Source organism: Salinicola sp. RZ23 (assembly GCF_003206675.1).
In the GTDB taxonomy this organism is placed as follows: Bacteria; Pseudomonadota; Gammaproteobacteria; order Pseudomonadales; family Halomonadaceae; genus Salinicola; species Salinicola endophyticus.
In genome coordinates this window covers 429,761-455,082 of record NZ_PZJK01000007.1, presented here as the reverse complement: position 1 = coordinate 455,082, position 25,322 = coordinate 429,761, and the positions used below count along the sequence as shown (strand labels likewise).

The window sequence follows — 25,322 nt, the reverse complement described above, 5'->3', positions numbered from 1 at the left end:
CAATCCTGAGTCTAAATAAGCGGTTCGCGAGCCGGGCCGCTTTGGGCGGCCCGCGCTCAGCGCCAGGCGAGCAGCGCCACCCCCAGCGCCGCCGCGGCCACCACCGGCCACGGCTGCTGCTCGGCCCAGCCGAGCATCGGCTGCCAGCCCAGCGCCAGTGCCAGCAGCAGCAGCCCCAGGCGCAGCCGTCGGGCGCGCGCACCGGCGCGTTCGAAGCGCTGCTGCAGGCCGCTCAGGGCGGCGGTCTGCTGGCGTCGCTGACGGCGCTGCTCATCGCGCTCGGAGAGCGCCTGGTGGGCCAGCACCGGGAGCTCCGGCAACTGGTGGGCCAGCTCCGGGGCGTGCTTCTTGAGCGTTTGCCAGAAGCCCTTGGGACCGGCGCGCTCGCGCATCCAGCGCTCGAGGTAGGGCCGCGCGGTGCTCCACAGATCGAGATCCGGATAGAGCTGACGTCCCAGCCCCTCGATATTGAGCAGGGTCTTCTGCAGCAGCACCAGCTGCGGCTGCACCTCCATCTGGAAGCGCCGGGCGGTCTGGAACAGGCCCAGCAGCACCTGGCCGAAGGAGATGTCCTTGAGCGGTTTCTCCAGGATCGGCTCGCACACCGCGCGGATCGCGGAGGCGAACTCGTTGGCCCGGGTGCCTTCGCCGACCCAGCCGGACTCGATGTGCAGCACCGCCACCTCGTAGTAGTCCTGACGGAAGAAGGCCAGCAGGTTGCGTGCCAGGTAGTCCTGGTCCTCCCGCGTGAGACTGCCGACGATGCCGCAGTCGATGGCGATATAGCGTGGCTCGGTGGGGTTCTCGCGGGAGACGAAGATATTGCCGGGGTGCATGTCGGCGTGGAAGAAGTTGTCGCGGAACACCTGGGTGAAGAAGATCTCCACGCCATGCTCGGCGAGCTTCTTGAGGTCGGTGCCCTGGGCCTTCAACGCCGCCACGTCGGCCACCGGAATGCCCTCGATGCGCTCCTGCACCATCACCTGACGGTGGGTCAGCGACCAGTAGATGCTGGGCACGTAGAGCAGCGGCGAGCCCTGGAAATTGCGCTTGAGCTGCGAAGTGTTGGCGGCTTCCTTGTTGAGGTCGAGCTCATCGAACAGCGTCGCCTCATAGTCCTGAACCACCTCCACCGGCCTCAGCCGGCGCGCCTCCGGCACCCGCCGCAGCAGGCGCGCGAAGGTGTAGAGCAGGCCGATGTCCTCGCGCATGGTGCGCTCGATGCCGGGTCGGATGATCTTGACCACCACCCGCTCGCCGGTATGCAGCTCGGCAGCATGCACCTGAGCGATCGAGGCCGAGGCCATGGGCTCGGTCTCGAAGTTGGCGAAGGCCTCGGCGACCGGCTGGCCCAGCTCTTTCTCGACCATGGCGCGGGCGGTCTCGCCGGGGAACGGCGGCACCTGATCCTGCAGTCGCTTGAGCTCGTCGGCGATGTCCGGCGGCAGCAGGTCACGCCGGGTCGAGAGCATCTGGCCGAACTTGACGAAGATCGGCCCCAGCGACTCCAGCGCCAGCCGCAGCCGCTCGCCGCGGGAGTGGCTGCCAGTAGGGATGAGCCTGGCCGGGGCGAAGCGCCACAGCCAGCGCAGTACTGGTGGCAGGCGCTCCTGGGGCACCAGAGTATCGAGACGGTAGCGGGAGACGGTCCAGGCGATACGCAAAAGCCGCAGACTCATGGATGCGGCTCCTGTGCGGCGCTGGCCGTGTGTTCGCGCTGCAGCCGCGTGACCCGCGCCGAGAGTCGGTCGACGCGCAGGCGCAGTGCGCTCAGGGCGTCGCGGGCGACCTCGAGCTGATCGTGTCCGGCCACCAATCGCGCCTCCTCGAACAGATACTCGCGCCAGTCGCGTTGCCACTCGCCGGCACTGGTGCGCGCTTGGCGGGTCAGATAGCCGAGCGCCTGCGCCAGGCCATGGGCCGGGGTGGCGCCGAGGGTCTGGGCCAGGGCGCCCTCCCAGTCGAGATCGAGATCGAGCAGCAGCGCCTGCAGCGGGGCCAGCATGCCGGTATCGCCGCTGACGTCAAGATCGCCATTGAACAGCAGCCGCTCCAGCGAATCGCCGGCGACCCAGCGCTCGAGTACATGACGGTCGACGCCGATCACCAGATCGTCGTGCTGCTGCCAGTCGCTGACCCGGGAGAGACGCATGCCGGCGTCAGCGAAGCTGACCCGCAGCGCCAGCGGCGGGGTGGCGCTGACCAGGCGCAGGCTGCGGCCTTCGAGGGCGCGCAGGCGGGCGGGCGTCGCCGGATCCCGTGCCAGCAGGCGTGCGAGGGCCCGCTCCGCGGCCACCAGCGTGAAGTTATCGACCACGCCAGACATGCTCAGAGCTTGATGCCGCGGTGCAGGGCGACGATGCCCCCGGTCATGTTGGTGTACTCGACCCGTTCGAGTCCGGCGGCCTGCATCATGCCCTTGAGCGTCTCCTGATCCGGATGCATGCGGATCGACTCCGCCAGGTAGCGGTAGCTGTCGGCGTCGTTGGCGACCAGCCGCCCGACCTGCGGCAGCACCCGGAACGAGTACTGGTCGTAGGCCTTGGAGAGCAGACCATTGGCCGGTTTGGAGAACTCCAGCACCAGCAGACGCCCGCCGGGCTTGAGCACGCGGGTCATCGAGCGCAGCGCCGCGTCCTTGTCGGTGACGTTGCGCAGGCCGAAGGCGATGGTGATGCAGTGGAAGCTGTTGTCGGGGAACGGCAGGCTCTCGGCGTTGGCCTGCACGTACTCGACGTTGTCGCCGACGCCGCCGTCGATCAGCTTGTCACGCCCGACCCGCAGCATCGAGGCGTTGATATCGGCCAGCACCACCCGGCCGCTGGGGCCGACACGCTTGGCGAACTGCCGCGTCAGGTCGCCGGTGCCGCCGGCGATATCGAGCACCCGGTGGCCGGCGCGGACGCCGCTGCGCTCCAGGGTGAGATGTTTCCACAGCCGATGGATACCGAACGACATCAGGTCGTTCATCACGTCGTAGCGCGCGGCCACCGAGTGGAAGACGTCCGCCACCCGGGCGGCCTTCTCCTCGACCGCGACCTGCTCGTAGCCGAAGTCGGTCGTGCGCTTGTCCATGTGCTTCTCCCCGAAAAGACGCTGTAGATCGCCGCACGAACGCCAACGACGGCGGCCGCGGCGAGGGCAGGCGGGACGAGTCTTCGCTGACTCTGTCGATGGTGCATTGTAGCGTCTGGCCTGGGCCTTGTCTTTGCACACTGTCTGGTGGAGGGGGGGCTCCCGACGATCGGCATGGGGGCGTCTGATACCGGCGCATCCGGAGCGTAAACGAGCGCACGGCCGGAGCGCCATCGCTGGCGTGTGCCCGACCATGCCGCCTTGACAGCCGGTTCACTGGACAACGTTAGGAACGTCTGAAGAGCTGGCGTACCTATTTACAGGCGCCTCGAGCCCCTGTGAACGGGTACACCAGCCCGGTTCGGCTTTTGCCCTGCCTGGTTGCTAACCGGTTTTGCTTACAAGCCCTGAGGCCTGTAGAGCCACTCCGAGCTGTCCAGTGGGCGGTTATTGATGCGAATCTCGGCGATATCGCCGGCGAAGGGGGTGTCCGGCTTGCCCTCCCAGGAGCTGGCACCGACTAGCCACTCGCTGCCGGGCTGAACCAGCAAGCCGGATTGCTCGTAACCCGTACGCATCACCAGCGCGCCGTTGACATACATCTGCGTGCGCTTCCCGTCGTTGACCACGGCCACGTGATACCAGCGGTCGCGATCGATCTCCCAGGACCAGTTGCTCCGCGTGTTGCCGTTTTGCGGCACGCTGAGCCACTGCAGTTCTCTCAGGCTGGAGATGGCCAGGCCCAGTGAGGGGTCGCCGCTGGCGCAAGATAGCTGATGCAGCTGGCAGACTTGGGTGGCCGAAGGTTGGTGTGTCAGCACACCCGACCAGGCGTTCTCACCGGGTGTCCAGTCTGCTGGCAGCCGCAACACCGCCTCGATGGTGTACTGCGGCAGGTAACCCTGTTTGCCGGCAGCACTCTTTTCGAAGGCCAGGCCGGGTGCCGTGGTCTCGAGATAGAAACCGCCTTTGCTGTTGTCGCCACGGAAGGTCGCGGTGCCCTTGGCATAGCCATAAGGGGGATCGATATCTCGCACCTCGAAAAGCGATGCTTCGGGGTCGCCGAGTGTAGCGGTACTCAGAGAATTGCCGTTGCCGGACACATCGATGAAACCTGCGCCACTGCCTGGCGAGGTGATGCGATATCGGTCATCGAAAATCCAGTGCGCCAGCGTGCCTTCGACGTTGCCGGGTGCGTTTTCCACCAGACTGTTCTGGTTGAAGTTGGCAAAACGTTCGCGGAAATCCATATCGATGCTGTATTTCCAGCGTTCGAGCTCATCTACCGAAGAGCGCTCGGCCTCGGGGATCTGCGCTACCCAGGGAGAGAAGGAACGAAAATGTAGCGCCTGGCCCTCAGGGTCGAACGTGATCAATTGCAGCATGCCGTTGCCGCCCCAGTAGCCTGACTGGTAGTCGACCACCTCCATGACCACCTTGCGTCCGTAGGCGTTGCGCGCTTCCAGCGTGGCCTCGCCATGATGGTGACCATTGATGGTGAGAAAAATCTGATCGTTGTCTCTTACCAGGTTGTCCCAGAAATAGGGGCCGACCTCGCTGAAGATCGCGCTCTCACCGTCTTCACCGATATTCATCAACTGGTGGGTGGTCAAGATGGCGGGTAGATCGGGATGCTCCTTGAGCACGCGACTCGCCCACCGCAGGGTGGTCTCCGAGGGGCGCCAGTCGAGCGCCAGTACGATGAAAGACTGGGGAGAGCCGTCTTCCCAGAAGTCGTTGACGGTAAAGATATGGTAGCTGTCGAAGCCGCCCCAAGGCGCCGGTGTGCCATTGTCGAGTTGCGCCTGCCCCTGGTAGGTAGCGAAGTTGGCGGCTTGCCGCTGGGGCGAGAAGTTCTGCAGGAAAGGCTCCCGAGAGAAGTCGCGATCGGACTCCCACTGTCGTGGGTCGCACACGTCGTGATTACCGGCCAGAATGCTGTAGGGCGTTGCGGGGTTGGCCTCTAGCAGGGCCATCGCTTCCCGTGCGCGCTCCCACTCCTGGGTCCAGGCCGCAGGGTCGTCACAGTTGAACCTGGTGTTCTCCACCACATCGCCCAAGTGCACTGTGAAGGCGATCTTCTCCTCGGCGTAGTGATCGGCGATCCAGCGTGTCTGCGCCATGTATCGCTCGGGCGAGTTCTCCGCATATTTCTGGGTGTCCGGCAGGACGGCGAGGGTAAAAGCGTTTCGGCTCTCCGAAACGCCGGATTTGGGTGGCTCGGACGTGTTCATCGATGATCGAGAAGTGTCGTCGCTGGCGGTCTCGTTGTCATCGCTGCTGCTGCAACCGGTAACCAACAGCGACATGATCAGCCAGGACAGCGTGATCAGCCAGTGCCAGTGAAAGGGGTGACAATCTCTACTGTCCATTGCTGGGTTCTCCTGTCGGGACGAGGTCGAGCGGGCTCGAGCATCATCCGAGCCCGACGCTGAAGCGGCATTGTCGGCGAGGAGAATGTCTGATCCTTTAACATACTGTTACAAATTCGGTTGTACTGTCGGGTTCGATCCCGGCGCTACGGAGTCGATCAATGAGCGAAAAGGGGTACAAGGGCGCTCGGTGGACAGGCTGCCGACGCACGCAAGAGGGCACATGAGATGGAGTCTGGTGAGCACCGGCCGGGCTAGCGTGCAAGCGTCGCGTCACGCGGCGATTCGCGGCGATTCGCGGCGAACGCCGAGTCCGCGCTGACACTGACTCGGCGTCTCCTCCGCCATCACACCTGATGGATCTGGATCGTGCTCGGCTCCCGCGAGGCCCCGGCACGCGCCAGCCTCGCCAGATAGTCGGCCCAGCGCGCCTCCTGCTCGGTCGCCAACGCATGGAGGTAGTCCCAGGTGTAGAGGCCGCTGTCGTGGCCATCGTCGAAGTGCAGCTTGAGCGCATAGCGCCCGGCCTGGGTGACGTCGAGCAGTCCGACGTGGCGCTTGCCGGTCTGCAGCACCGCTTCGCTGGGGTGGTGCCCCTGGACCTCGGCCGAGGGCGAGTAGACCCTCAGCAGCTCGATCGCCAGGCGGTAGTGGGTGCCGTCGGCATAGCCGAGTTCGAGTTCGCGGTCGCGCTTGTGGTAGTGCACGCGGGTAGGGACTGGGGCGGACATGGCGAAATCTCCTGGTGCGGTGCAGGCGCCCATGTGAAGCCAACGAGAGCGGCGACGCAAGACGCCCGCAGGCCCCGAGACCCCTGCAGGCCATGAGTAAGACCTCGGTGTGTCGAGTCCTGCGGGCGTCGAGGCCGCCGTGGCGATATGGCCGCAGGCACGCGATTGGCATGCCTGCGGTGCTTGAGGTTACAGAATATAGCGCGACAGATCTTCGTCCACCGCCAGCTCGCCGAGCTGTGCGTCGACGTAGGCGCCATCCACCACCAAGGGGCTGTCGAAGTCGCCGCCCTGATAGGAGGCCTCCTCGAGCAGCCGCTCCATCACTGTGTGCAGGCGGCGTGCGCCGATGTTCTCGGTGCCGTCGTTGACCTGCCAGGCGATCTCGGCGATCCGGGCGATGCCGTCTTCGGTGAACTGCACCTCCAGCCCTTCGGTGCCGAGCAGCGCCTGATACTGCTTGGTCAGCGCCGCCGAGGGCTCGGTCAGGATGCGCTTGAAGTCATCCGGGGTCAGGGCGGTGAGCTCGACCCGGATCGGCAGGCGCCCCTGCAGCTCGGGGATCAGATCCGAGGGCTTGGAGAGGTGGAAGGCGCCGGAGGCGATGAACAGGATATGATCGGTGCGCACCATGCCGTGCTTGGTGGAGACGGTGGAGCCCTCGATCAGCGGCAGCAGGTCGCGCTGCACGCCCTCGCGGGAGACGTCGCCGCCGCTGCCGCCGGACTCGCCGCGCTTGGCGACCTTGTCGATCTCGTCGAGGAATACGATGCCGTTCTGCTCCACCGCTTCCAGCGCGCGCTGCTTGATCTCCTCCTCGTTGACCAGCTTGGCGGCTTCCTCGTCCTGCAACAGCTTCCACGCCTCCTTGACCGTGACCCGACGGCTCTCGGTCTTCTGCTTGCCCATGTTGGCGAACAGGCTCTGCAGCTGGTTGGTCATCTCCTCCATGCCCGGCGGGGTCATGATATCGATGCCCTGGCTCGCCGGGGTGACCTCGATATCGATCTCCTTGTCGTCGAGCTGGCCTTCGCGCAGTTTCTTGCGGAATACCTGACGCGTGCCGGAGTCGTCGCGGCCGCTGTCGTACTCGCTGCCCCGGGGGCGCGGCAGCAGGGCGTCGAGAATGCGCTCCTCGGCGGCGTCCTCGGCCTTGTTGCGCACCTCGGTCTTGGCCTGCTCGCGCACCATCTTGATCGACATCTCCATCAGATCGCGCACGATCGACTCGACGTCGCGGCCGACATAGCCGACCTCGGTGAACTTGGTCGCCTCGACCTTGAGGAAGGGCGCGCCGGAGAGCTTGGCCAGACGCCGCGCGATCTCGGTCTTGCCCACCCCGGTGGGGCCGATCATCAGAATGTTCTTGGGCACGATCTCGCCGCGCATGTCTTCGTCCAGATGCATACGGCGCCAGCGGTTGCGCAGGGCGATCGCCACCGCGCGCTTGGCGTCGTGCTGGCCGATGATGTACTGGTCCAGCGAATGGACGATCTCACGCGGGGTCATGGCCGACTGCGTATGGGTCGGCGCCGGCAGGGCGGCCTGGGCGTTGGAAGTATCCTGGGTCATGGCATTCGCTCTCATCACAGCTCTTCGAGCGTGATCTGGTGATTGGTGAAGACGCAGATGTCGGCGGCGATGTTGAGCGACTTCTCGGTGATGTCGCGGGCGCTGAGCTCGGTATTCTCGAGCAGCGCGCGGGCCGAGGCCTGGGCGAAGTGCCCGCCGGAGCCGATGGCGATGATGCCGCGCTCCGGCTCGACCACGTCGCCGTTGCCGGTGATGATCAGTGAAGCGCTCTTGTCGGCCACCGCCAGCATCGCCTCGAGGCGGCGCAGGGCGCGGTCGGTACGCCACTCCTTGGCCAGCTCCACCGCCGCCTTGGTCAGGTGGCCCTGGTACTTCTCGAGCTGGGCCTCGAAGCGCTCGAACAGGGTGAAGGCGTCGGCGGTGCCGCCGGCGAAACCGGCCAGCACCTGGCCACGATAGAGCCGGCGGACCTTGCTGGCGTTGCCTTTCATCACCGTGTTGCCCAGCGATACCTGGCCATCTCCCGCCAGCGCGACCTGGTCGCCACGGCGCACGGATACGATTGTGGTCATCAAGCTACTCCTTGTGGCGCGCCGTCGGGAGCCGATCTGAAACGATCCGCCGCGACCGCTGGGGGCCGGGCGGCCGGCAACCACCCGACGGCGCCGAAAAAGACGCGCGGCATCGCAATATCGCGATGCGCCGTGCTGGCAGAGGTGTGGGCGGTGCGGGCGGAAATCAAGCGAAGCGGGCCATCGAAGGCGACAGGCAGTCGATCGAGGCAGTGCAGGGAACACGCGGCTATGCAGGAAACGCGGGGCAACGCAGTGAAGGGTGGGCGAAAGCGAGCCCGCCACCCCGGATCGGTGTGAGTGACCGATCCGGGCAGGCGAGCTCACTGTTTTTCAGGCAGTGCTTAGAGGGTGTTTACAAATTCGGCGAGCGAAGGCAAGACAAGGCAAAATCGATCGAAAAAGCGGAGTTTACACGGGGTAAATGAGCATTTTGAGGCCGATTTTAACGCCGTATTGGCGAGCGCAGGCAGTTTGTAAACACCCTCTTAGTTCTGCAGCCGGATCATCAGCGGCTCGATACCCTGAGTCACCATCAGATCCTGGGCCCGATTGAGCTCACGGGTGTCGCGATAGGGGCCGACCTGGACCCGGTGCCAGATCTGGTTGCCGTTGGCGCGCACGTCGGTGATCTTGGCCAGCAGGCCGAAATCCTTGAGCCGGTTGGCGAGCCGTTCGGCGTCGGCGATATCGCGAAACGACGCTGCCTGCAGCATGTAGCTGCCGGTCGCGGCGGGCTGCTTGGTCTGGTTGGCGGCGTCGTCGGCGGCCGCCTCCTGGCTGGCCTTGGCGGTGACCTCGGGGGAGCTGCCATTGCTGCTGTTCGGCGCGATCACCTCGGTTTCCGGCAGCAGCGTGTAGAACTCGAAGGTCGGCGTGGCCGGCTGGGCGCTGCTGGTACCCGCCTTGCCGCCCTCGCTGCTGCTGGCGCCGCTGTTGGCCGCGCTGCTGCTCGACTGGCTGGCCGGCTTGGGCACCACTGCGGCCACCGGTTCCGGCGAGCTGTGGTCGAGATACTGCGACAGCGCGAAACCGCCGATCAGACCGGCGATCGCCCACAGCCAGCCGGGGATACCGCCGACCCCCTGGCTTTTGCCGGCGTTGCGCGCGCGGGCGCGGGTGGTCGCGCCCTTGGGCGCGGCACGTGAGTTCTGCGCGGGGCGTCTGGCCATCCTCTACATCTCCTCGGGAGCGCTGACACCGAGCAGCGCCAATCCATTGCTGATCACCTGGCGCGCGGCCAGACCCAGAGCCAGACGGGCGTTGCGCAGTCCGGCATCGTCGACCATGACTTTCTGGGCGTTGTAGCAGGTGTGGAAATCGCTCGCCAGATCGATCAGATACTGGGCGATCTGGTGCGGCTCACGGGCCTCGGCAGCGCGCTCCACGGTATCGGGGTAGCGTGCCAGGCGGTTCATCAGCGCCTTCTCCTGCTCGGCGTCGAGGCGCTCCAGGTTGGCCATGGCCGTGGCGTGGTCGAACGCCTGGCCGTCACGCTCGGCCTTGCGCAGCACGCTGCACACCCGGGCGTGGGCATACTGGATGTAGTAGACCGGGTTGTCGTTGGTCTGCGAACGGGCCAGGTCGATATCGAAGGTGAGCTGCGAATCGGCGCGGCGTGCGGCGAGGAAATAGCGCGTGGCATCACGGCCGACCTCGTCGATCAGGTCGCGCAGGGTGACATAGCTGCCGGCACGCTTGGAGAGCTTGACCTCGACCCCGGAGCGCGTCACCAGCACCATCTGGTGCAGCACGTAGTCGGGCCAGCCCTGGGGGATGCCGACCTCGAGCGCCTGTAGCCCGGCGCGCACCCGGGTCACCGTGGAGTGGTGATCGGCGCCCTGTTCGTCGATCACCCGGGTGAAGCCGCGCTGCCACTTGTTGTGGTGGTAGGCGACGTCGGGCACGAAGTAGGTGTAGCTGCCGTCGGACTTGCGCATCACCCGGTCCTTGTCGTCACCGAAAGCGGTGGTGCGCAGCCACAGGGCGCCGTCGGCCTCGTAGGTGTGGCCGTTGGCGATCAGTTGTTCGACCGTCTCCTCCACGCGACCCTCGGCGTAGAGCGAGGACTCGAGGAAGTAGACGTCGAACTCGACCTCGAACGCCTTGAGGTCGAGATCCTGCTCGCGGCGCAGGTAGGCCACGGCAAAGGCGCGGATCGCCGCCTCGTCCTCGGGGTCGGCGGCAGCGGTCACCTCGCGGTCGTCGGCGGTCACCGTCTCGCCGGCCAGGTAGGCCGTGGCGACGTCGGCGATATAGTCACCGCGGTAGCCGTCCTCCGGCCACTCGGCATCCTCCGGGGTGAACCCGTGGACGCGCGCCTTGACCGAGCGCATCAGGTTGTCGATCTGAGCCCCGGCGTCGTTGTAGTAGAACTCCGAGGTGACATCAAAACCGGTGGCCTCGAGCAGGCGGCTCAAGCAGTCGCCGATCGCCGCACCGCGGCCGTGGCCGACGTGCAGCGGGCCGGTGGGGTTGGCCGAGACGAACTCCACCTGCACCTTCTCGCCGGCACCCTTGAGGCTGCGACCGAAGGTGTCGCCGGCGTCGAGGATGGCACTGACCACACCGGCGATGGCGTCGGTGGCGGCGAAGAAGTTGATGAATCCGGGCCCGGCGATCTCCACCTGACGCACGGCGTCGCTCGCCGGCAGCGCCGCGACCAGCTTGTCGGCCAGCTCGCGCGGCTTGAGGCCGGCCGGCTTGGCCAGCACCAGCGCGAGGTTGGTGGCGTAGTCACCGTGGGCCTTGTCACGGGCCGGGTCGACCTTGATCGCCGGATTGGCGTCGGCCGGCAGCTCGCCGCGCTGTTTGAGTGTCGCGACGGCGTCGTCGAGCAGTTGGATAATCGTCTCTTTCATGGCCTGCTTCGTAGTCGTGGGGCCTGTCGCCCGGGGCATCGTCACCCGGGCTGGCGCGGGAATTCGGCTGCGGAATACACCGCGACGTTGGGGAAGCGCTGAATGAATCGGCGAGCGGTTCGCTCGCGCAGGCATTCATGCCGTGTTTCCCTGGCCGTCGCGACGCGGAAAAAGGGCCGCCATTATCGATGATTGCGCACAGGCTTTAAACCCTGGCGCGGTCCGCCCTCAACTCAGCGTCATCGGGTCGACGTCCAGCGACCAGCGCACCCGGCGCGAGCTCTCCTGCTCCAGCCGCGTGACTAGCCAGGCGGCGGCCTCGTGCAGCGCACTGCGGCGCTCGGCGCTGAGCATCAGCTGCACATGGTAGCGGTTCTGGCGCCGCTCCATGGGCGCCGGCACCGGGCCCAGGGCGTGCACCGGCGAGCCGCGCGCGGCCAGCCACTCGCGCAGCGCCTCGCCGGCGGCATCGGCCGTGGCCTGGGCATCGTCCTCCTTGACCGCCTCGAAGCGCGCCAGTGCCAGGTGGCGGTAGGGCGGCAGCGCGGCCAGGCGGCGCTCCTCCAGTAGCTGGTAGGCAAGGGCATCGTAGCCGCTGTCCGCCAGCAGGCGCAGGTTGGGGTCGTCCGGGTGCAGCGTCTGCACCAGTACGCGGCCGGGGCGCTCGGCGCGGCCGGCGCGCCCGGCGACCTGGATCAGCAACTGGGCGCTCTGCTCCAGAGCGCGGAAATCGCTGGCATAGAGCCCGGCGTCGGCATTGACCACCACCACCAGCGTGACGTGGGGTAGATGGTGGCCCTTGGCCAGCATCTGGGTGCCGACCAGCAGGCTCGGCTCGCCGCGGCGGATTTCGCCGAGCACCTGGTCGAGCGCCTCCTTGCGCCGGGTGCTGTCGCGATCGATGCGATAGATCGGGGTCTGGGGAAACAGTGTCGCCAGCGTCTCCTCGGTGCGCTCGGTGCCGGCGCCGAGGGGGCGCAGATCGGCGCTGCCGCAGCTGGGGCAGGCGTCCGGCTGCGGCTGCTGGTGCTCGCAGTGGTGGCACACCAGGCGCGGCGGCTGGCGGTGCAGGGTGAGGCGCGAGTCGCAGTGACGGCACTCGGCGATCCAGCCGCACTGATGGCAGGCCAGCGAGGGTGAGAAGCCGCGCCGATTGATGAACACCAGCACCTGCCCCTCCGCCGCGAGGGCCTGACGGATCGCCTCGATCACCGGCGGGATCAGCCCGCCCTGGCGCACGCGCCCGCGCAGGTCGGTCAGCTCCAGCCGCGCCGAGGCGTGGCGGCTGGCGCGGGTGGTCAGACGCAGATGGCGGTAGCGCCCGCTGCGCGCCTGGGCCAGGCTCTCCAGCGATGGTGTGGCGCTGCCCAGCAGGATCGGGATGCCCTCGCGGTGGGCGCGGGCGATGGCGAGATCGCGGGCGTGGTAGCGCAGGCCATCCTGCTGCTTGAACGAGCCGTCGTGCTCCTCGTCGACGATGATCGCCCCGGGCCTTGCCAGCGGCGTGAAGATCGCCGAGCGGGTGCCGATGACCACCGGCGCGCGGCCGCTGCGCGCGGCCTCCCAGGCGTCCAGGCGCTCGAGGTCGGTGAGCCCGGAGTGCAGTGCCACCACCGGCACCCGGAAGCGCTTGCGAAAGCGCGCCAGGGTCTGCGGGGTGAGACCGATCTCCGGTACCAGCACCAGCGCCTGCTTGCCCTGGCCGAGCACGGCTTCGATCAACTGCAGATAGACCTCGGTCTTGCCGCTGCCGGTGACGCCGTGGAGCAGGCAGGGGTGGTAGCGATCGAGCCCTTCGTGCAGTGCCGCCAGCGCCGCTGCCTGCTCGCGGTTGAGGGTCAGCGCCGGGGTCGCCAGCAGCGGCCCCGACAGTGCCGCCGCCGCGGTCAGTGGCTCTTCGTGGCAGCTGACCAGACCGCGCCGGGTGAGGCCCTGCAGCTGGGCCCGGGTGAAGCCCTGGGCGCTGACCGCGCTGGTGACCAGGCCGTGGCGATGCTGGGCGAGCAGGGTGACCAGCTCGCGCTGGCGCGGCGCGCGGCCGAGCTTTTCCAGCGCCGTCGTCTCCGCGGTCTCCAGACGCCAGCGTTCGCGGGTGCGCGCTTCCAGCGGGCGACCCTGGCGCAGCGGTACCGGCAGGGCGTTGTGCAGGGTGTCGCCCAGCGCATGCTGGTAGTAGCGCGCGGTGAACTCGCACAGCCACAGCCAGTCCGCCGGCAGCGGTTCGGCGTCGAGGCAGGCGACGATCGGCTTGAGCTGGGCCAGTGGCAAGTCGCTCTCGGCGGCGCAGGCGATGACGATGCCCACCAGCTCGCGGCGCCCGAAGGGGACCTTGACCCGGATGCCCGCGCGCCAGCCACCGGCCGGTGGGGCACCAGCGGGGCGGTAGTCGAACAGTCGTCGCAGCGGGGTAGGTACGGCGACCCGCAGCACGCGCGCCTGCGTGGCCGGCGCTGCGGCGTCGGGCTTGAAATCTGCCAATTGGCCTCCATTCAGAACAGTGCTAGAATGCTGCGCCTTCCGACGTAGGGTGCGTCTTTTATCCGAGGTGGCGCCGCCGGGCAAGTCCGGTGCCGCGAGACTTCGGGATTCCAGGCGTTCCGGTCGCGCGGGAGTCAACCGCTAATCCCTATCCGTGTACGGTGCCTGGCAAACGATCAGGTGGCGGTACACTGCCAGCGAGGCTTCACGATGAAACAGGCTATTCACCCCGAATACAAGAAGGTCACCGCGACGTGTTCCTGCGGTGCGACCCATAGCGTCGGTACCACGGCGAGCGAAGATTTCCATATCGACGTCTGCTCCCAGTGCCACCCGTTCTACACCGGCAAGCAGAAGCAGGCGACCACCGGTGGTCGCGTCGAGCGCTTCAACAAGCGCTTCGGTGCTGCCGTACGTCGCGGCTGAACGACGTCCCGCCGGGCGTTCGCGCTCGGCCCGGTTGCTGACCGAAAACGTCGCTGACCGAAAACAATGCCCCGGCCCTGGCCGGGGCATTGTCGTTCTGGCCCTTGCGAACCCTGCCTTCACCCCTCTGGCCGCTCTGAGCCGACCGCTCGCCGTCTCCGCTGCCGCCGTGCCGATCCTGATCCTGGCGTCACGGTGCCGGTCATCAGCGTTTCTACTGCACTATCGCGCCCGCGTCTCTTCAGGTGCCACGCGCGCTTCTCCCTCTTATCTTCTTTCTGTTTCTTATCTTTCTTCCCCCAGCTGGGACCGCGTCCTTCCCGGAGCCGACTCTCCTGCATGGCAAGCGGATAGCGTGTACACGTCGTAATAAGGGATGCTCTATGGTTGGTCGCTCAGGTATAAGTTGCAGCAAATGGCTGCGATATGAGGCAAAAAAGTATTCAATGGTCGCCAAGCTCCATCAACGTGTTCGCGTTGTCCGGGGCGGGGTTTTCCGTTAGTCTGGCGCCACCCAATGATCTGAAGACGAGAAAAAGCCCATGAGTGACGACAAGCGCCAGGCTGCGCTCGACTACCACGCCAAGCCTTTTCCGGGGAAGCTCTCGGTCGAGCTGACCAAGCCGACGCAGACCGCCAAGCATCTGGCGCTGGCCTACAGCCCGGGGGTCGCCGAGCCGTGTCGCGAGATCGCCGCCAACCCCGAGGATGCCTATCTCTACACCGGCAAGGGCAACCTGGTCGCCGTGGTGTCCGACGGTAGTGCCATTCTGGGGCTGGGCAATCTGGGGCCGTTGGCGAGCAAGCCGGTGATGGAGGGCAAGGGCGTGCTGTTCAAGCGCTTTGCCGGCATCAACTCGGTGGATATCGAGGTCGAGGCGGATTCGCCGCAGGAGTTCATCGATACCGTCGCCAACATCGCGCTGAGCTGGGGCGGGATCAATCTCGAGGACATCAAGGCCCCGGAGTGCTTCGAGATCGAAGCCGCGCTCAAGGCGCGCTGCAACATTCCGGTATTTCACGACGACCAGCACGGTACCGCCATCGTCACGGCGGCGGGGCTGCTCAACGCCCTCGACATCGCCGGCAAGACCCTGGATGCGGCGCGCATCGTGTGTCTCGGCGCCGGGTCCGCGGCGATCGCCTGCATGAAGCTGCTGCTGGAGTGCGGTGCCCGCGCCGAGAACATCTACATGCTCGACCGCAAGGGCGTGATCCATGCCGGGCGTGACGACCTCAATGAATACAAGGCGCAGTTCGCCACCCCGACCGAGTGCCGCACCCTGGATGACGCCATCGAAGGGGCGGATGTCTTCGTCGGCCTCTCCGGCCCCAACCTGTTCAGTGCCGAGCAGCTCAGCCGGATGGCCGCCGACCCGGTGGTGTTCGCCTGCTCCAACCCGGACCCGGAGATCCACCCGGATCTGGCTCGCCAGACCCGCAGCGACGTGATCATGGGAACGGGACGCTCCGACTACCCCAACCAGGTCAACAACGTCCTCGGCTTTCCGTTCATCTTCCGTGGCGCACTCGACGTGCGCGCCACCACGATCAACGAAGCGATGAAGATCGCCGCGGTGCATGCGCTCAAGGATCTGGCACGGGAGCCGGTGACCCAGGAGGTGCTCGACGCCTACGAGCTCGATGCGCTCTCCTTCGGTCGCGGCTACATCATCCCCACGCCGGTGGACTCGCGCCTGCTCGAGCGCATCCCGGCGGCCGTGGCCCAGGCCGCCATCGACAGTGGCGTGGCGTGCAAGCCCTATCCGGCGCACTATCCGCTGAAGAGCGTCAAGGAGATCTACGGTTGAGCGATTGAGCGCGATCGCCGTGGCGTTCTGAATGACACGACTGCCGCCCTTCGGGGCGGCAGTTGCGTTTGGGGTATCCGTGAGAACCGGCGGTCGCCGGGTATGTCAGCGTGGTGTGGTTGCGGCGTCCGCCGTGCTCACCAGCCATACACTCACCAGCTATACAGCAGCGAGACCGAGGTGGTGGTGTCGGTGCGGGCGTCGGCATCCGGCGGTGGATGGGTGTTGCTCTTGACGTCGTAAGCGACACGCAGCGCCAGGTGCGAGTTGAGCTGCGAGGTGATGGTCGAAAGCGAACGCGTGGTCACGCTGATATGGGTCGCTTCCACCGACATCTCCTGATCGAAGGAGATGTCCTCGCTGAAGTTGTAGGTGTAGTCGAGTGCCGAGTAGGCCAGCGGCAGGTCGTCGCTGCCCTTGCTCTTGTCGGCGTAGTCGTCGTGGCGATAGCCGGGGCCGACTTCGGCGGAGAGGGTGTGGGTGGGGCCGTTGAGCAGTTGACGTCCGTAGCCGCCGATGGTGGTGAACTGCCAGTCGTAGCCGCTGAAGCGGTCGCGTTCCCAGCGGGCGAAGCCGAACAGATAGTTGTCGTCGCTCAGCTCGTAGCGCTCGCGTCCGGCAACCAGATACTGCTCGCTGGTGGTGTTCTCGTTGTCCTGCACGCTGCGCGTTTCGGCGCGGAAGGTGTGGGTGAAACGCCCGGTCAGCCAGGTCAGGCGCCCCTTGGCCAGCAGCGTCTGGGTGTTGCTGTTGCCGGTCAGGCGGGTATAGCCGAGTTCCGCACTACCGCTGAAGTTGGGCGTGTCGTCGTCGGGTGCCGGCGGCGCGTAGAACAGATCGGCGGGTGCGCTCGAGGCCAGCAGGCAGGTGGCGAGCAGCAGCCAGCGGCAGCGGGGCAAGGGCATGGCATCTCTCTCCGCGTGGGGGCGACGAACGATGGCGCCGGAACGGAACCCCGGTCCCGGCCCGAGGGCCGCCACGGCGAGCGTGGCGGGGCAGACGGCGGGGCGGCGGGAGCGCCGCCCGAGGCGCTTCAGAAGATCGCCTCATAGGTGCCGGTGCCCTGGGAGCCACTCTGGTCTTCCAGCTCCGGCTTGATGCCGCGGGGCTGGTAGTCGGGCACGTTCTGCTTGCGGAAGATCTCGTTGATGCCGCCGGGCTGGTCGTCGTGCAGGCGCTTGCCGGTGTCGGGGTCGATGCGCACGGTGACGATGTCCGCCGGTGCTTCGGGAATCACCTGCGGCGTGCCCTTGAGCGCCGGGCCCATGAACGCTTTCCAGATCGGCAGCGCGGCCTGGGCGCCATACTCGGCGGTGGTCGAGTTGTCATCCTTGCCCACCCAGACGGTGGTCACCAGCGAGTTGTTGAAGCCGGAGAACCAGGCGTCACGCTGATCGTTGGTGGTGCCGGTCTTGCCCACGATGTCGGCGCGGTTGAGTGACAGGGCGCCGCGTCCGGTGCCTTTCTCGATCACGTCGCGCAGGATGCTGCGCAGGATATAGAGCGCATCCGGCTCGACCACCCGGGGTGCGATGCGGCGCGGCTCGCCGTCGACCTCGGTCTGGGTGGCATCGGCGGCGCAGTCGCGGCAGGCGACCAGCGGGTTGGCCTCCTCGACCACGGTGTTGTGGCTGCCCTGGGTGATCTTGTCGATGTACCAGGGCGACACCTGGAAGCCGCCGTTGGCCAGGACCGCGTAGGCGTTGGCGATCTCCAGCGGCGTCAGCGAGGCGCTACCCAGCGCCAGCGACAGGCCGTGGGGCAGGCGGTCGCGGGAGAAGCCGAAGCGCTCGAGGAAGTTGAGCGCATTGTCGAGCCCCAGCGACTGCAGCACGCGAATCGTCACCAGGTTGCGCGAGGTGTAGAGGCCCACGCGCAGCCGGGTGGGGCCGAGGAAGCGCTGCTCGGCGTTCTCTGGGCGCCAGTCGTCGGCGCCGAACTGCTCCATCACGATGGGGGCATCGTTGATGATGGTCGCCGCGGTCATGCCGCCCTCTTCCAGCGCGGCCAGATAGACGAACGGCTTGAAGTTGGAGCCGACCTGGCGCTGGGCCTGGATGGCGCGGTTGAACTTGCTGGCGGAGAAGCTGAAACCGCCCTGGAGTGCCTCGATCGCGCCGGTCTTGGGGTCGAGCACCACGATCGCGCCCTCGGCGCCCGGGCGCTGGCCCAGACGCCAGTGATCGCCATCGCGCAGGATACGCACCAGATCCCCGCGGCTGGCGATCGCCGCGGCATTGGCCGGCACGCCGCCGCGCCACTTGGCACTGTGGTACTCCCGCGCCCACTTGAGGCCATCCCAGTCGAGGGTGATCACCTTGCCGTCGGCATCGAGCACGCGCATCTGCTTGCCTTCGGTGGAGACCACGATGGCCGGCTGCAGCGGGCCATAGGCCGGCGTGCGCTCGAGGACCTTGAGCCAGTTGCTGACGTCACCCTCGACGCCCTGGATCGTGGCCTGGCTGCTCTGGGCCGCCTGGCGCGCGGTCTGGATCACCTCGGGGGACTCCGACAGCTCCTCCTCCAGGCCCTTGCGTTCGGTGCGGTCCTGGGCCTCGACCAGACTCGGCGGGACGTCCTTCTCCTCCGGCCCGCGCCAGCCGTGGCGGGTGTCGTAGTCGATCAGCCCTTGTACCAGGGCGTCGCGGGCGTCGGTCTGCAGCCGGCTGTCGAGGGTGGTGGTGATGCGGATGTTGTCGGTATAGGCCTTGTCGCCAAAGCGCTCGACCGCATAGCTGCGCGCCATCTCGGCGACGTAGGGGGCGTCGACCTCGGTCTGGGCGATGTGCCGGCTGGCGGTGATCGGCGCCTTGACCGCCTTGTCGTAGGCGGCCTGATCGATATAGCCGAGATCGCGCATGCGGTAGAGGATCCAGTTGCGGCGGATCAGCGCGCGCTCCGGGTTGGCCAGCGGGTTGAAGCTGGAGGGCGCCTTGGGCAGGCCGGCGATCATCGCGTACTGCGGCAGGGTCAGCTCGTTCAGAGGCTTGCCGTAGTAGGTGTTGGCGGCGGCGGCGACGCCGTAGGAGCGGTTGCCCAGATAGATCTTGTTGACGTAGAGCTCGAGGATATCGTCCTTGCTCAGGATCTGCTCCATCTGCAGCGCCAGCAGGATCTCGCGAATCTTGCGGGTGAAGGTCTGATCGAGCGTCAGCAGATAGTTACGCGCCACCTGCATGGTGATGGTGCTGCCCCCGGACTGGATGCCGCCGCTGGAGGCGAGCTCCAGGGCGGCGCGCGCCAGCCCCTTGGGATCGACCCCGGGGTGGGTGAAGAAGCTGGCATCCTCGGCCGCCAGCAGGGCGTCGATCAGCGGCTTGGGAATCTGGTCGAAGCTCACCGGCATACGGCGCTCCTCGCCGTACTCGCCGATCAGCTTGCCATCCTCGGTATAGATGCGCAGCGGTGTCTGCAGTTCGTAGTTCTGCAGCTGGTGGACATCCGGCAGGCCCGGGGCGAAGTAGAGCGCGGCACCGACCACTGCCAGCAGGGCGCCGGCACCGAGCGAGAGCAGCAGCCAGAAGGCCGTGGACAGTAGGCGGGTAAAGAGCTTCATGGGCAGAGTGCAATTCCTTGACGGAGGTCGGTGCGGCCGGTCGCGCGTCAGCCATCCCTGGCCTTGAGGATGTCGAACCAGCGGGCATTATATGGACGCGACCGAATCGGGGCCAGTTTCCACCCCCTCTGTTCCTGCAAGCAGCGCGCAATCTGTGTAACGAAATGTCTCAAGTCGGCCGCCGGCCCGCCGTTAAACGGGATTAGGATGATCGCGTCCCCCATTTTCGCGTCCCGCTAATGGGTTTCATGGCGAGGTAGGACAGTGTTGCGCCCGAAAAGGTCCCTGAAGTGTTACGCCTGAAACGATCCCAGAGAGGTCTGGTCGGGGTCGATATCACCTCCGCCACGGTCAAGCTGCTCGAGCTGGAACGCCACGCCGGGCGCCTGCGCATCGATAGCTATGCCGTGCGCCCGCTACGCGAGGGGGCGGTGGTGGAGCGGCGTATCCGCGATCAGCGCGAGGTCGTCGATACCCTCAAGCGGGCGGTCGAGCACGGCCGGCTCAAGTCGCGCCGGGCGGTGGTGGCGGTGCCCAACTCGGCGGCGATCACGCGCAAGCTGACGCTGCCCGCCTCGCTCAGCGACGAGGATATCGAGGCGCGCATCCAGATGGAGTCGGAGAAGTACGTCCCCTTTCCGCTCAACGAGGTCGCCTTCGACTTCCAGCGACTGGGACGCCATCGGCGCTACGACGACCAGCAGGAGGTGATGCTGGTGGCCTGTCGGGTGCAGGATATCGAACTGCTCACCGCGACCTTGTCCGAGGCGGGTCTCGAAGCGGTGGCGGTGGATGTCGAGGGGTTCGCACTGGAGCGCATGTGGGGCGATATGGCGAGCCAGTTCGACACGCCCGACGCCGACGCCGTGGCGCTGGTCGATATCGGCGCCAACCTGTGCGCCTTCCATGTGCTCAAGGGCGGCCGCATCGTCTACAGCCGCGACAACCTGTGCGGCGGGCGCCAACTCACCGACGCCATCAGTCGCCGCTACCGCATCAGCTTCGAGGAGGCGGGGCGGGCCAAGAAGCGCGGGGGCCTTCCGGATGACTATCGCCAGCAGGTGCTGACCCCCTTCATCGATACCCTGATCCAGCACATCGGGCGTTCGCTGCAGCTCTACTATACCGCCGCCGGCCAGCAGGAGATCCGCCAACTGGTGCTCGCCGGCGGTTCCTGCGTGCTGCCGGGCTTCGTCGATCGGCTGCGCGCCCAGAGCGGGCTGGAGGCGACGCTGGCCAACCCGTTCGGCGGCATGCGCGTGCATCCGCGCCTCGATGTCGATGCCCTGGCCGCCGATGCGCCGGCAATGCTCACCGCCTGCGGCCTGGCCATGCGGGTGCGTGCATGAGTGTCGAGATCAATCTGCTGCCATGGCGTGAGCGCCAGCGCCAGCAGCGCACCCGGCGCTTTCAGCGGGGCGTGCTGCTGGCGCTGCTGCTGGGGCTGCTCGCCGGCTGGCTGATCGACCTGCACGAGCAGGCGCTGGTGCGTGCGGAGCAGGCTCGGCTGGGGATGATCGAGCGCCATACCCAGCAGTTGACCCGGGACATCGAGTCGGTGCGCGACTTTCGCCACCTGCGCGAGCGCATGCTCGAGCAGATCGACCTGATCGGCACGCTGCAGGCGAGCCGGCCGCTCACCGTCGAGGTGTTCGATCAGCTCACCGCCACCCTGGTCGATGGCGTCCACTACACCCAGCTGGTGCGCCACGACCATACGCTCGAGCTCGACGGTGTGGCCGCCTCCAACCGCCAGGTCTCCGAGCAGATGCGGCGTCTCGCGGCGAGCCCGGCGCTGGGCGTACCGCTGCTCTCCGATGTCAGCGCCGGCAACGGTGCCGATGCACCGCGGCGCTTCCAGATGAGCGTCGAGGAGCAGCCGGCGGTGGATGCCTCCGGCGAACCCGCGGAGTCGACGCCATGAGGTCGCTTCGGCGGTGCCGCGAGCGTCTGCGGGGCTGGGTGCAGGATCAGGCGCGTCAGCTGCGTGAGCTGCCCTGGCGTGAGCTCGACCTCAAGGAAGCGGGAACCTGGCCCACCAGCCTGCAGGCGCTGATCGCGCTGACGGCATTCACGCTGGCTTTGCTGCTCATGCAGTGGCTGCTGGCGTCATCGCCGCGGGCCCAGCACGCGCGTCTGGTGGCGCAGGAGACACAGGCGCTCTCGCGCTTCGAGACGCTCTCCTACCAGGCGGTCAATCTGCCGATGATGCGCCAGCAGATGAGCGAGCTGAAGGCGCGCATGCAGCGCGTGCTCGAGCAGCTGCCGAGTGACGCCGAGGTGCCTGCGCTGCTGGATGCGATCAGCGATGCCGCCCGCGAACAGCAGTTGAACATCGACAGCATCAAGCTCCAGCCGGCGGTGGCGAGCGAGTTCGTCTTCGAGCAGCCGTTCGATATTCAGGTGCGTGGCGGCTATCACCAGATCGCCGCTTTCCTGGCCGAGGTCGCCAGCATGCCGCGTATCGTCACCCTGCACGACTTCACGCTGGCCCCGGTGGCGGACTCACCCACGCTGCGCCTGAAGATGCTGGCCAAGACCTACCGCTATCGCGAGGCGGATGACGCTACCGACACGGGGGCCGGCTCATGACGTGGGGTGGACGGGGGCGTGGACACGCACGCCTGGGGCTGGCGCTGGCCTGTGCTGCCCTGCTGGCCGGCTGCAGCGATGCCCACCTGGACACGCTCGAGCAGCGGCTGCAGGCGCTGCGCCACAAGCCGGAGGGCAAGATCGCGGCGCTGCCGGAGATGCCCCGCTATGCGGTGGCGGCCTATCACGGCAGCACCATGCGTAGCCCCTTCGCCCCCGCCGGGAAAACTCTCGAGGCGCTGGTGCCGCCGGCCGAGCCCCGGGTGCAGCGCGAGCGTCAGCCGCTCGAGGCGTTTGCGCTGGAGAATCTCGCACTGGTGGGCACGCTCAGCGTCGGCGTGACCCCGTCGGGCCTGATCCGGGCGCCGGACGGGCGCCTCTACCGGGTCTTCGTCGGCGACTATCTGGGACGCGATCAGGGGCACATCGTGAAGATCACGCGGCGCAGCCTGAGCCTGGTGGAGCGCGTGCGCGACACCCAGGGGGCGTGGCGCGAGCGTACTCGCCAATTGAGCCTGGCCGCGACCAGCGAACAGGCCGCCGCCTCGCCGCAGAATTCGGGATGAGGGCCCGGGTGCTGTCTGAAAAGTCGACCAGCGCCAACCGCCGCGGCGATGGCCCCAAGCAGATCAGCAGGAGAACGAGCATGGCATGTCGATTCAGGTGGGTGAGCGGGCTGCTGGCCTGGCTGCTGCTGGGGCTGGCCGCGCCGGCCTGGGCGGGGTCGAGCCTGACGGCGGTGAACTTCACCGAGCGTGGCCCCGGACGTCTCGACGTCGAGCTACGCTTCGCCGGTGGGGTGCCGGAGGTGCGCGGCTACCGTACCGCCGCGCCGCCGCGGCTGGCACTGGATCTGCTCGACACCACCAGCGCGCTGGCGAAGCGTCGCTTCGCGGTCGGCAGTGGCGGGGTCGAGTCGCTGCGCGTGCTGGCCGGCGAAGGGCGCACGCGGCTGGTGTTCGCCCTCGACGGGGCGAGCGACTATCGACTGGAGCGCCAGTCGGGTCGTCTGCTGGTGCATCTGGGGGCTGCGCCGGCGGCGAGCGCCGAGGCGGCGACACCGGGATTCGTCGCCGAAGCCGGGCGCGAAGCACCGGGCGTGGGCCGCACCGCCGCTGCCGCCAGCCGCCAGCCGCGGGTGGCGGCGCTCGACTTTCGCCGCAGCGACACCGACCACGGTGAGCTGCTGGTGACCCTCGACCGGCCCGGGGTGGCAGCCTCGGTCTCCGGGGGTGGGCGCCGGATCACCCTGACGCTACCCGGGGTGGTGCTGCCGGATGCCCAGTACCAGACCCTGGACGTGAGCGACTTCGGCACCGCGGTGACGCGCATCGTGCCGCGGCGCGATGCCGACGGCGTGCGCTTCGAGATCAGCGCGACGCGGGCGATGGAGCCGCTGGTGACCCAGCAGGGGCGCGAGCTGCGTCTGGAGCTCGCGCCGCAAAAGGAGGAGGGGGGCGGTACGTCCAGCGTCAGTGCCGGCGCTGCGGCACCGAGCTACAGCGGCAAGCCGGTGACCCTCGACTTCCAGGACATCCCGGTACGCGACGTGCTCTCGATCATCGCCCAGGTCTCCGGGCTCAATGTCGTCGCCAGCGATAGCGTCCAGGGCAACGTCACTCTCAATCTGGTCGACGTGCCCTGGGATCAGGCGCTCGACCTGGTGTTGCAGAGCCGCGGCCTGGCGGCGCGGCGTACCGGCGACGTGATGGTGGTGGCGCCGGCCGGCGAGCTGGCCAGCCTGCAGCGCCAGACTCTGGAGAGCCGTGAGCAGTCGCAGCAGCTGGCGCCGCTGGTCACCGAGTTCGTGCCGATCCGCTACGCCAAGGCGGACACCCTGGCCGGACTGCTGCGCGGCGGCGAGGGCGTGGGACTGATGTCGGATCGCGGCCGGGTGACCGTCGATGTGCGCACCAACACTCTGATCCTGCAGGACACCCGCGATCAACTGGAGGCGATCCGGCGTACCATCGATCAGCTCGACATTCCTGTGCGTCAGGTCCAGATCGAGGCGCGTATCGTCATCGCCCGTGACAGCGCCACCCGTGAGCTGGGCGTCAACTGGGGCATGTCGTCGCCGGCCGGGGGGCGCCTCAATCTGAGCGGTGCCGCCGATGGCGACCCCTCCAGCGTGCCCTCCACCAGCAATGATCCTCAGTCCTACGGCGGCGGCCTGGCGGTCGATCTGGGCAACGCCACCCAACCCGCCAGCGCCTTCAGCTTCGGCTATCTCTCCGGTGACGTGCTGATCGATCTGGAGCTGCGCGCGCTGGAGAGCGAGGGCAAGAGCCAGACCATCTCCCAGCCCAAGGTGATCACCGCCAACCAGCGCACCGCGGTGATCAAGCAGGGGCAGGAGGTGCCCTACCAGGAGGCGTCCTCCAGCGGCGCCACCACCACCGAGTTCAAGGAGGCGGTGCTGTCGCTGGAGGTGACCCCGCAGATCACCCCGGATGACCGCATCATCATGGATCTGCGGGTCAACAACGACAATATCTCGAACACCCGCTTCGATGGCGCGCCGGCGATCGACACCAACGAGATCCAGACCCAGGTGCTGGTCGACAACGGCGAAACCGTGGTGCTTGGCGGTATCCTCACCTCGGAGCAGCTGCATACGCTGTTCAAGACGCCCTTCCTTGGTGACATCCCGGTGCTCGGGCAGCTGTTCCGCTATACCCAGGAGAGCAATGAAAAGGTAGAATTGCTGATCTTCATTACGCCCAAGATCATCGAGGACAGACTGGCCATTCGCTGATGCGGTCGCTTCCCAATCTTTTTCTCATCGGCCCCATGGGGGCCGGCAAAAGCACTATCGGCCGCCTTCTGGCGGCCGAATTGCAGCGCGAATTCCTGGATAGCGACCATCAGATCGAGGCGCGATGCGGGGCGAATATCCCGTGGATTTTCGATGTCGAGGGCGAGCAGGGGTTCCGTGACCGCGAGACGGCGATGATCGACGAGCTGACCCAGCGCAGCGAGGTGGTGATGGCCACCGGCGGCGGCGCGGTGATGCGCGAGCTCAATCGCCAGTACCTGCGCGAGCGCGGTACCGTGATCTATCTGGCGACCACGGTCGAGCAGCAGATCCGGCGCACCGCGCGCGACCGCAACCGCCCGCTGCTGCGCAGCGCCAACCCCGAGCAGGTGCTGCGCGACCTTTTCGCGCTGCGCGATCCGCTCTATCGTGCCACCGCCGATCTCGTCGTGCGCACCGACCGCCGCAGCCCCAAAAGCGTGGTGGCGGATATCGTGCGTCGGGTCACGCGGCTCAACCAGCCGCTTCAGGCCGGGGCCTCGCCGCCGCGCTAGTCG

21 protein-coding genes are annotated in these 25,322 nt (G+C 67.2%); 9 read left to right on the top strand and 12 right to left on the bottom strand.

All coding sequences use genetic code 11. From position 1 onward, the window contains the following. Nucleotides 1–56: 56 nt before the first annotated feature. From ubiB to DOM67_RS08190, 4 genes are all read right to left on the bottom strand, one after another. Nucleotides 57–1,679, bottom strand: coding sequence for a ubiquinone biosynthesis regulatory protein kinase UbiB (ubiB, locus tag DOM67_RS08205; RefSeq protein WP_110675130.1), 1,623 nt, complete (start codon nucleotides 1,677–1,679; stop codon nucleotides 57–59). After that, nucleotides 1,676–2,326, bottom strand: a complete 651-nt coding sequence (locus tag DOM67_RS08200) for an SCP2 sterol-binding domain-containing protein (protein WP_110675129.1) — start codon at nucleotides 2,324–2,326, stop codon at nucleotides 1,676–1,678. The genes ubiB and DOM67_RS08200 overlap by 4 nt, the downstream gene beginning before the upstream one ends. A gap of 2 nt (nucleotides 2,327–2,328) precedes the next feature. Continuing rightward, a complete protein-coding gene (gene ubiE, locus DOM67_RS08195; RefSeq protein ID WP_110675128.1) occupies nucleotides 2,329–3,075 on the bottom strand; it encodes a bifunctional demethylmenaquinone methyltransferase/2-methoxy-6-polyprenyl-1,4-benzoquinol methylase UbiE in 747 nt (248 codons plus the stop codon). 398 nt (nucleotides 3,076–3,473) lie between these two features. Further along, nucleotides 3,474–5,198: a LamG-like jellyroll fold domain-containing protein gene (locus tag DOM67_RS08190; RefSeq protein WP_232825182.1), complete on the bottom strand. Its 1,725-nt coding sequence runs from the start codon at nucleotides 5,196–5,198 to the stop codon at nucleotides 3,474–3,476. Here DOM67_RS08190 and DOM67_RS20070 point away from each other — a divergent pair. Further along, nucleotides 5,197–5,421: a hypothetical protein gene (locus DOM67_RS20070; RefSeq protein WP_232825181.1), complete on the top strand. Its 225-nt coding sequence runs from the start codon at nucleotides 5,197–5,199 to the stop codon at nucleotides 5,419–5,421. The genes DOM67_RS08190 and DOM67_RS20070 overlap by 2 nt on opposite strands. Nucleotides 5,422–5,794: 373 nt before the next feature. Here the strand turns inward: DOM67_RS20070 and DOM67_RS08185 are convergent, their stop codons facing one another. The 6 genes from DOM67_RS08185 to DOM67_RS08155 all read right to left on the bottom strand — a co-directional run bounded on the left by DOM67_RS08185 (nucleotide 5,795) and on the right by DOM67_RS08155 (nucleotide 13,622). After that, nucleotides 5,795–6,178: a DUF971 domain-containing protein gene (locus DOM67_RS08185; RefSeq protein WP_110675127.1), complete on the bottom strand. Its 384-nt coding sequence runs from the start codon at nucleotides 6,176–6,178 to the stop codon at nucleotides 5,795–5,797. A gap of 189 nt (nucleotides 6,179–6,367) precedes the next feature. After that, nucleotides 6,368–7,687 carry an ATP-dependent protease ATPase subunit HslU gene (gene hslU / locus DOM67_RS08180; protein WP_110675317.1) on the bottom strand — a complete coding sequence of 440 codons (1,320 nt, stop codon included), beginning with the start codon at nucleotides 7,685–7,687 and terminating at the stop codon, nucleotides 6,368–6,370. A gap of 77 nt (nucleotides 7,688–7,764) precedes the next feature. After that, entirely contained in the window at nucleotides 7,765–8,283 is a 519-nt protein-coding gene (gene hslV / locus DOM67_RS08175) for an ATP-dependent protease subunit HslV (protein WP_110675126.1), read from the bottom strand. 488 nt (nucleotides 8,284–8,771) lie between these two features. Continuing rightward, nucleotides 8,772–9,455 carry an SPOR domain-containing protein gene (locus DOM67_RS08165; RefSeq protein ID WP_110675125.1) on the bottom strand — a complete coding sequence of 228 codons (684 nt, stop codon included), beginning with the start codon at nucleotides 9,453–9,455 and terminating at the stop codon, nucleotides 8,772–8,774. Nucleotides 9,456–9,458: 3 nt separating this feature from the next. Continuing rightward, the gene (argS, locus tag DOM67_RS08160; RefSeq protein WP_110675124.1) at nucleotides 9,459–11,144 is read right to left on the bottom strand and encodes an arginine--tRNA ligase; all 1,686 of its coding nucleotides are present in this window, start codon (nucleotides 11,142–11,144) and stop codon (nucleotides 9,459–9,461) included. Nucleotides 11,145–11,372: 228 nt separating this feature from the next. Then, a complete protein-coding gene (locus DOM67_RS08155) occupies nucleotides 11,373–13,622 on the bottom strand; it encodes a primosomal protein N' (RefSeq protein WP_198651759.1) in 2,250 nt (749 codons plus the stop codon). 210 nt (nucleotides 13,623–13,832) lie between these two features. Between DOM67_RS08155 and rpmE the strand changes: the two genes are divergently transcribed. Next, nucleotides 13,833–14,048 carry a 50S ribosomal protein L31 gene (rpmE, locus tag DOM67_RS08150; RefSeq protein WP_035475666.1) on the top strand — a complete coding sequence of 72 codons (216 nt, stop codon included), beginning with the start codon at nucleotides 13,833–13,835 and terminating at the stop codon, nucleotides 14,046–14,048. Nucleotides 14,049–14,590: 542 nt separating this feature from the next. Then, a complete protein-coding gene (locus DOM67_RS08145) occupies nucleotides 14,591–15,859 on the top strand; it encodes a malic enzyme-like NAD(P)-binding protein (RefSeq protein WP_110675123.1) in 1,269 nt (422 codons plus the stop codon). Nucleotides 15,860–16,011: 152 nt separating this feature from the next. On the opposite strand, the gene DOM67_RS08140 is transcribed toward DOM67_RS08145, so the two are convergent. Together DOM67_RS08140 and DOM67_RS08135 are read right to left on the bottom strand one after the other, a co-directional pair. Then, on the bottom strand, nucleotides 16,012–16,764 hold the full coding sequence (locus DOM67_RS08140; RefSeq protein ID WP_110675122.1) for a DUF481 domain-containing protein: 753 nt from the start codon (nucleotides 16,762–16,764) through the stop codon (nucleotides 16,012–16,014). Nucleotides 16,765–16,892: 128 nt separating this feature from the next. Further along, nucleotides 16,893–19,415, bottom strand: a complete 2,523-nt coding sequence (locus DOM67_RS08135) for a penicillin-binding protein 1A (protein WP_110675121.1) — start codon at nucleotides 19,413–19,415, stop codon at nucleotides 16,893–16,895. 290 nt (nucleotides 19,416–19,705) lie between these two features. On the opposite strand from DOM67_RS08135, the gene pilM reads away from it, so the two are divergent. The 6 genes from pilM to aroK all read left to right on the top strand — a co-directional run bounded on the left by pilM (nucleotide 19,706) and on the right by aroK (nucleotide 25,319). After that, on the top strand, nucleotides 19,706–20,764 hold the full coding sequence (gene pilM, locus DOM67_RS08130) for a type IV pilus assembly protein PilM (protein ID WP_110675120.1): 1,059 nt from the start codon (nucleotides 19,706–19,708) through the stop codon (nucleotides 20,762–20,764). Then, nucleotides 20,761–21,339 (top strand): PilN domain-containing protein, encoded by a 579-nt coding sequence (locus DOM67_RS08125; RefSeq protein WP_110675119.1) that lies wholly within the window; start codon nucleotides 20,761–20,763, stop codon nucleotides 21,337–21,339. Before pilM ends, DOM67_RS08125 begins: the two co-directional genes overlap by 4 nt. Further along, nucleotides 21,336–22,007, top strand: a complete 672-nt coding sequence (locus DOM67_RS08120; protein WP_110675118.1) for a type 4a pilus biogenesis protein PilO — start codon at nucleotides 21,336–21,338, stop codon at nucleotides 22,005–22,007. Before DOM67_RS08125 ends, DOM67_RS08120 begins: the two co-directional genes overlap by 4 nt. After that, nucleotides 22,004–22,573 carry a pilus assembly protein PilP gene (locus DOM67_RS08115; RefSeq protein WP_110675117.1) on the top strand — a complete coding sequence of 190 codons (570 nt, stop codon included), beginning with the start codon at nucleotides 22,004–22,006 and terminating at the stop codon, nucleotides 22,571–22,573. Before DOM67_RS08120 ends, DOM67_RS08115 begins: the two co-directional genes overlap by 4 nt. Before the next feature lie 80 nt (nucleotides 22,574–22,653). Next, nucleotides 22,654–24,765: a type IV pilus secretin PilQ gene (gene pilQ / locus DOM67_RS08110; protein ID WP_110675116.1), complete on the top strand. Its 2,112-nt coding sequence runs from the start codon at nucleotides 22,654–22,656 to the stop codon at nucleotides 24,763–24,765. Continuing rightward, complete coding sequence (aroK, locus tag DOM67_RS08105) at nucleotides 24,765–25,319, top strand: shikimate kinase AroK (protein WP_110675115.1); 555 nt, start codon at nucleotides 24,765–24,767, stop codon at nucleotides 25,317–25,319. Before pilQ ends, aroK begins: the two co-directional genes overlap by 1 nt. The last annotated feature ends 3 nt before the right edge of the window (nucleotides 25,320–25,322 follow it).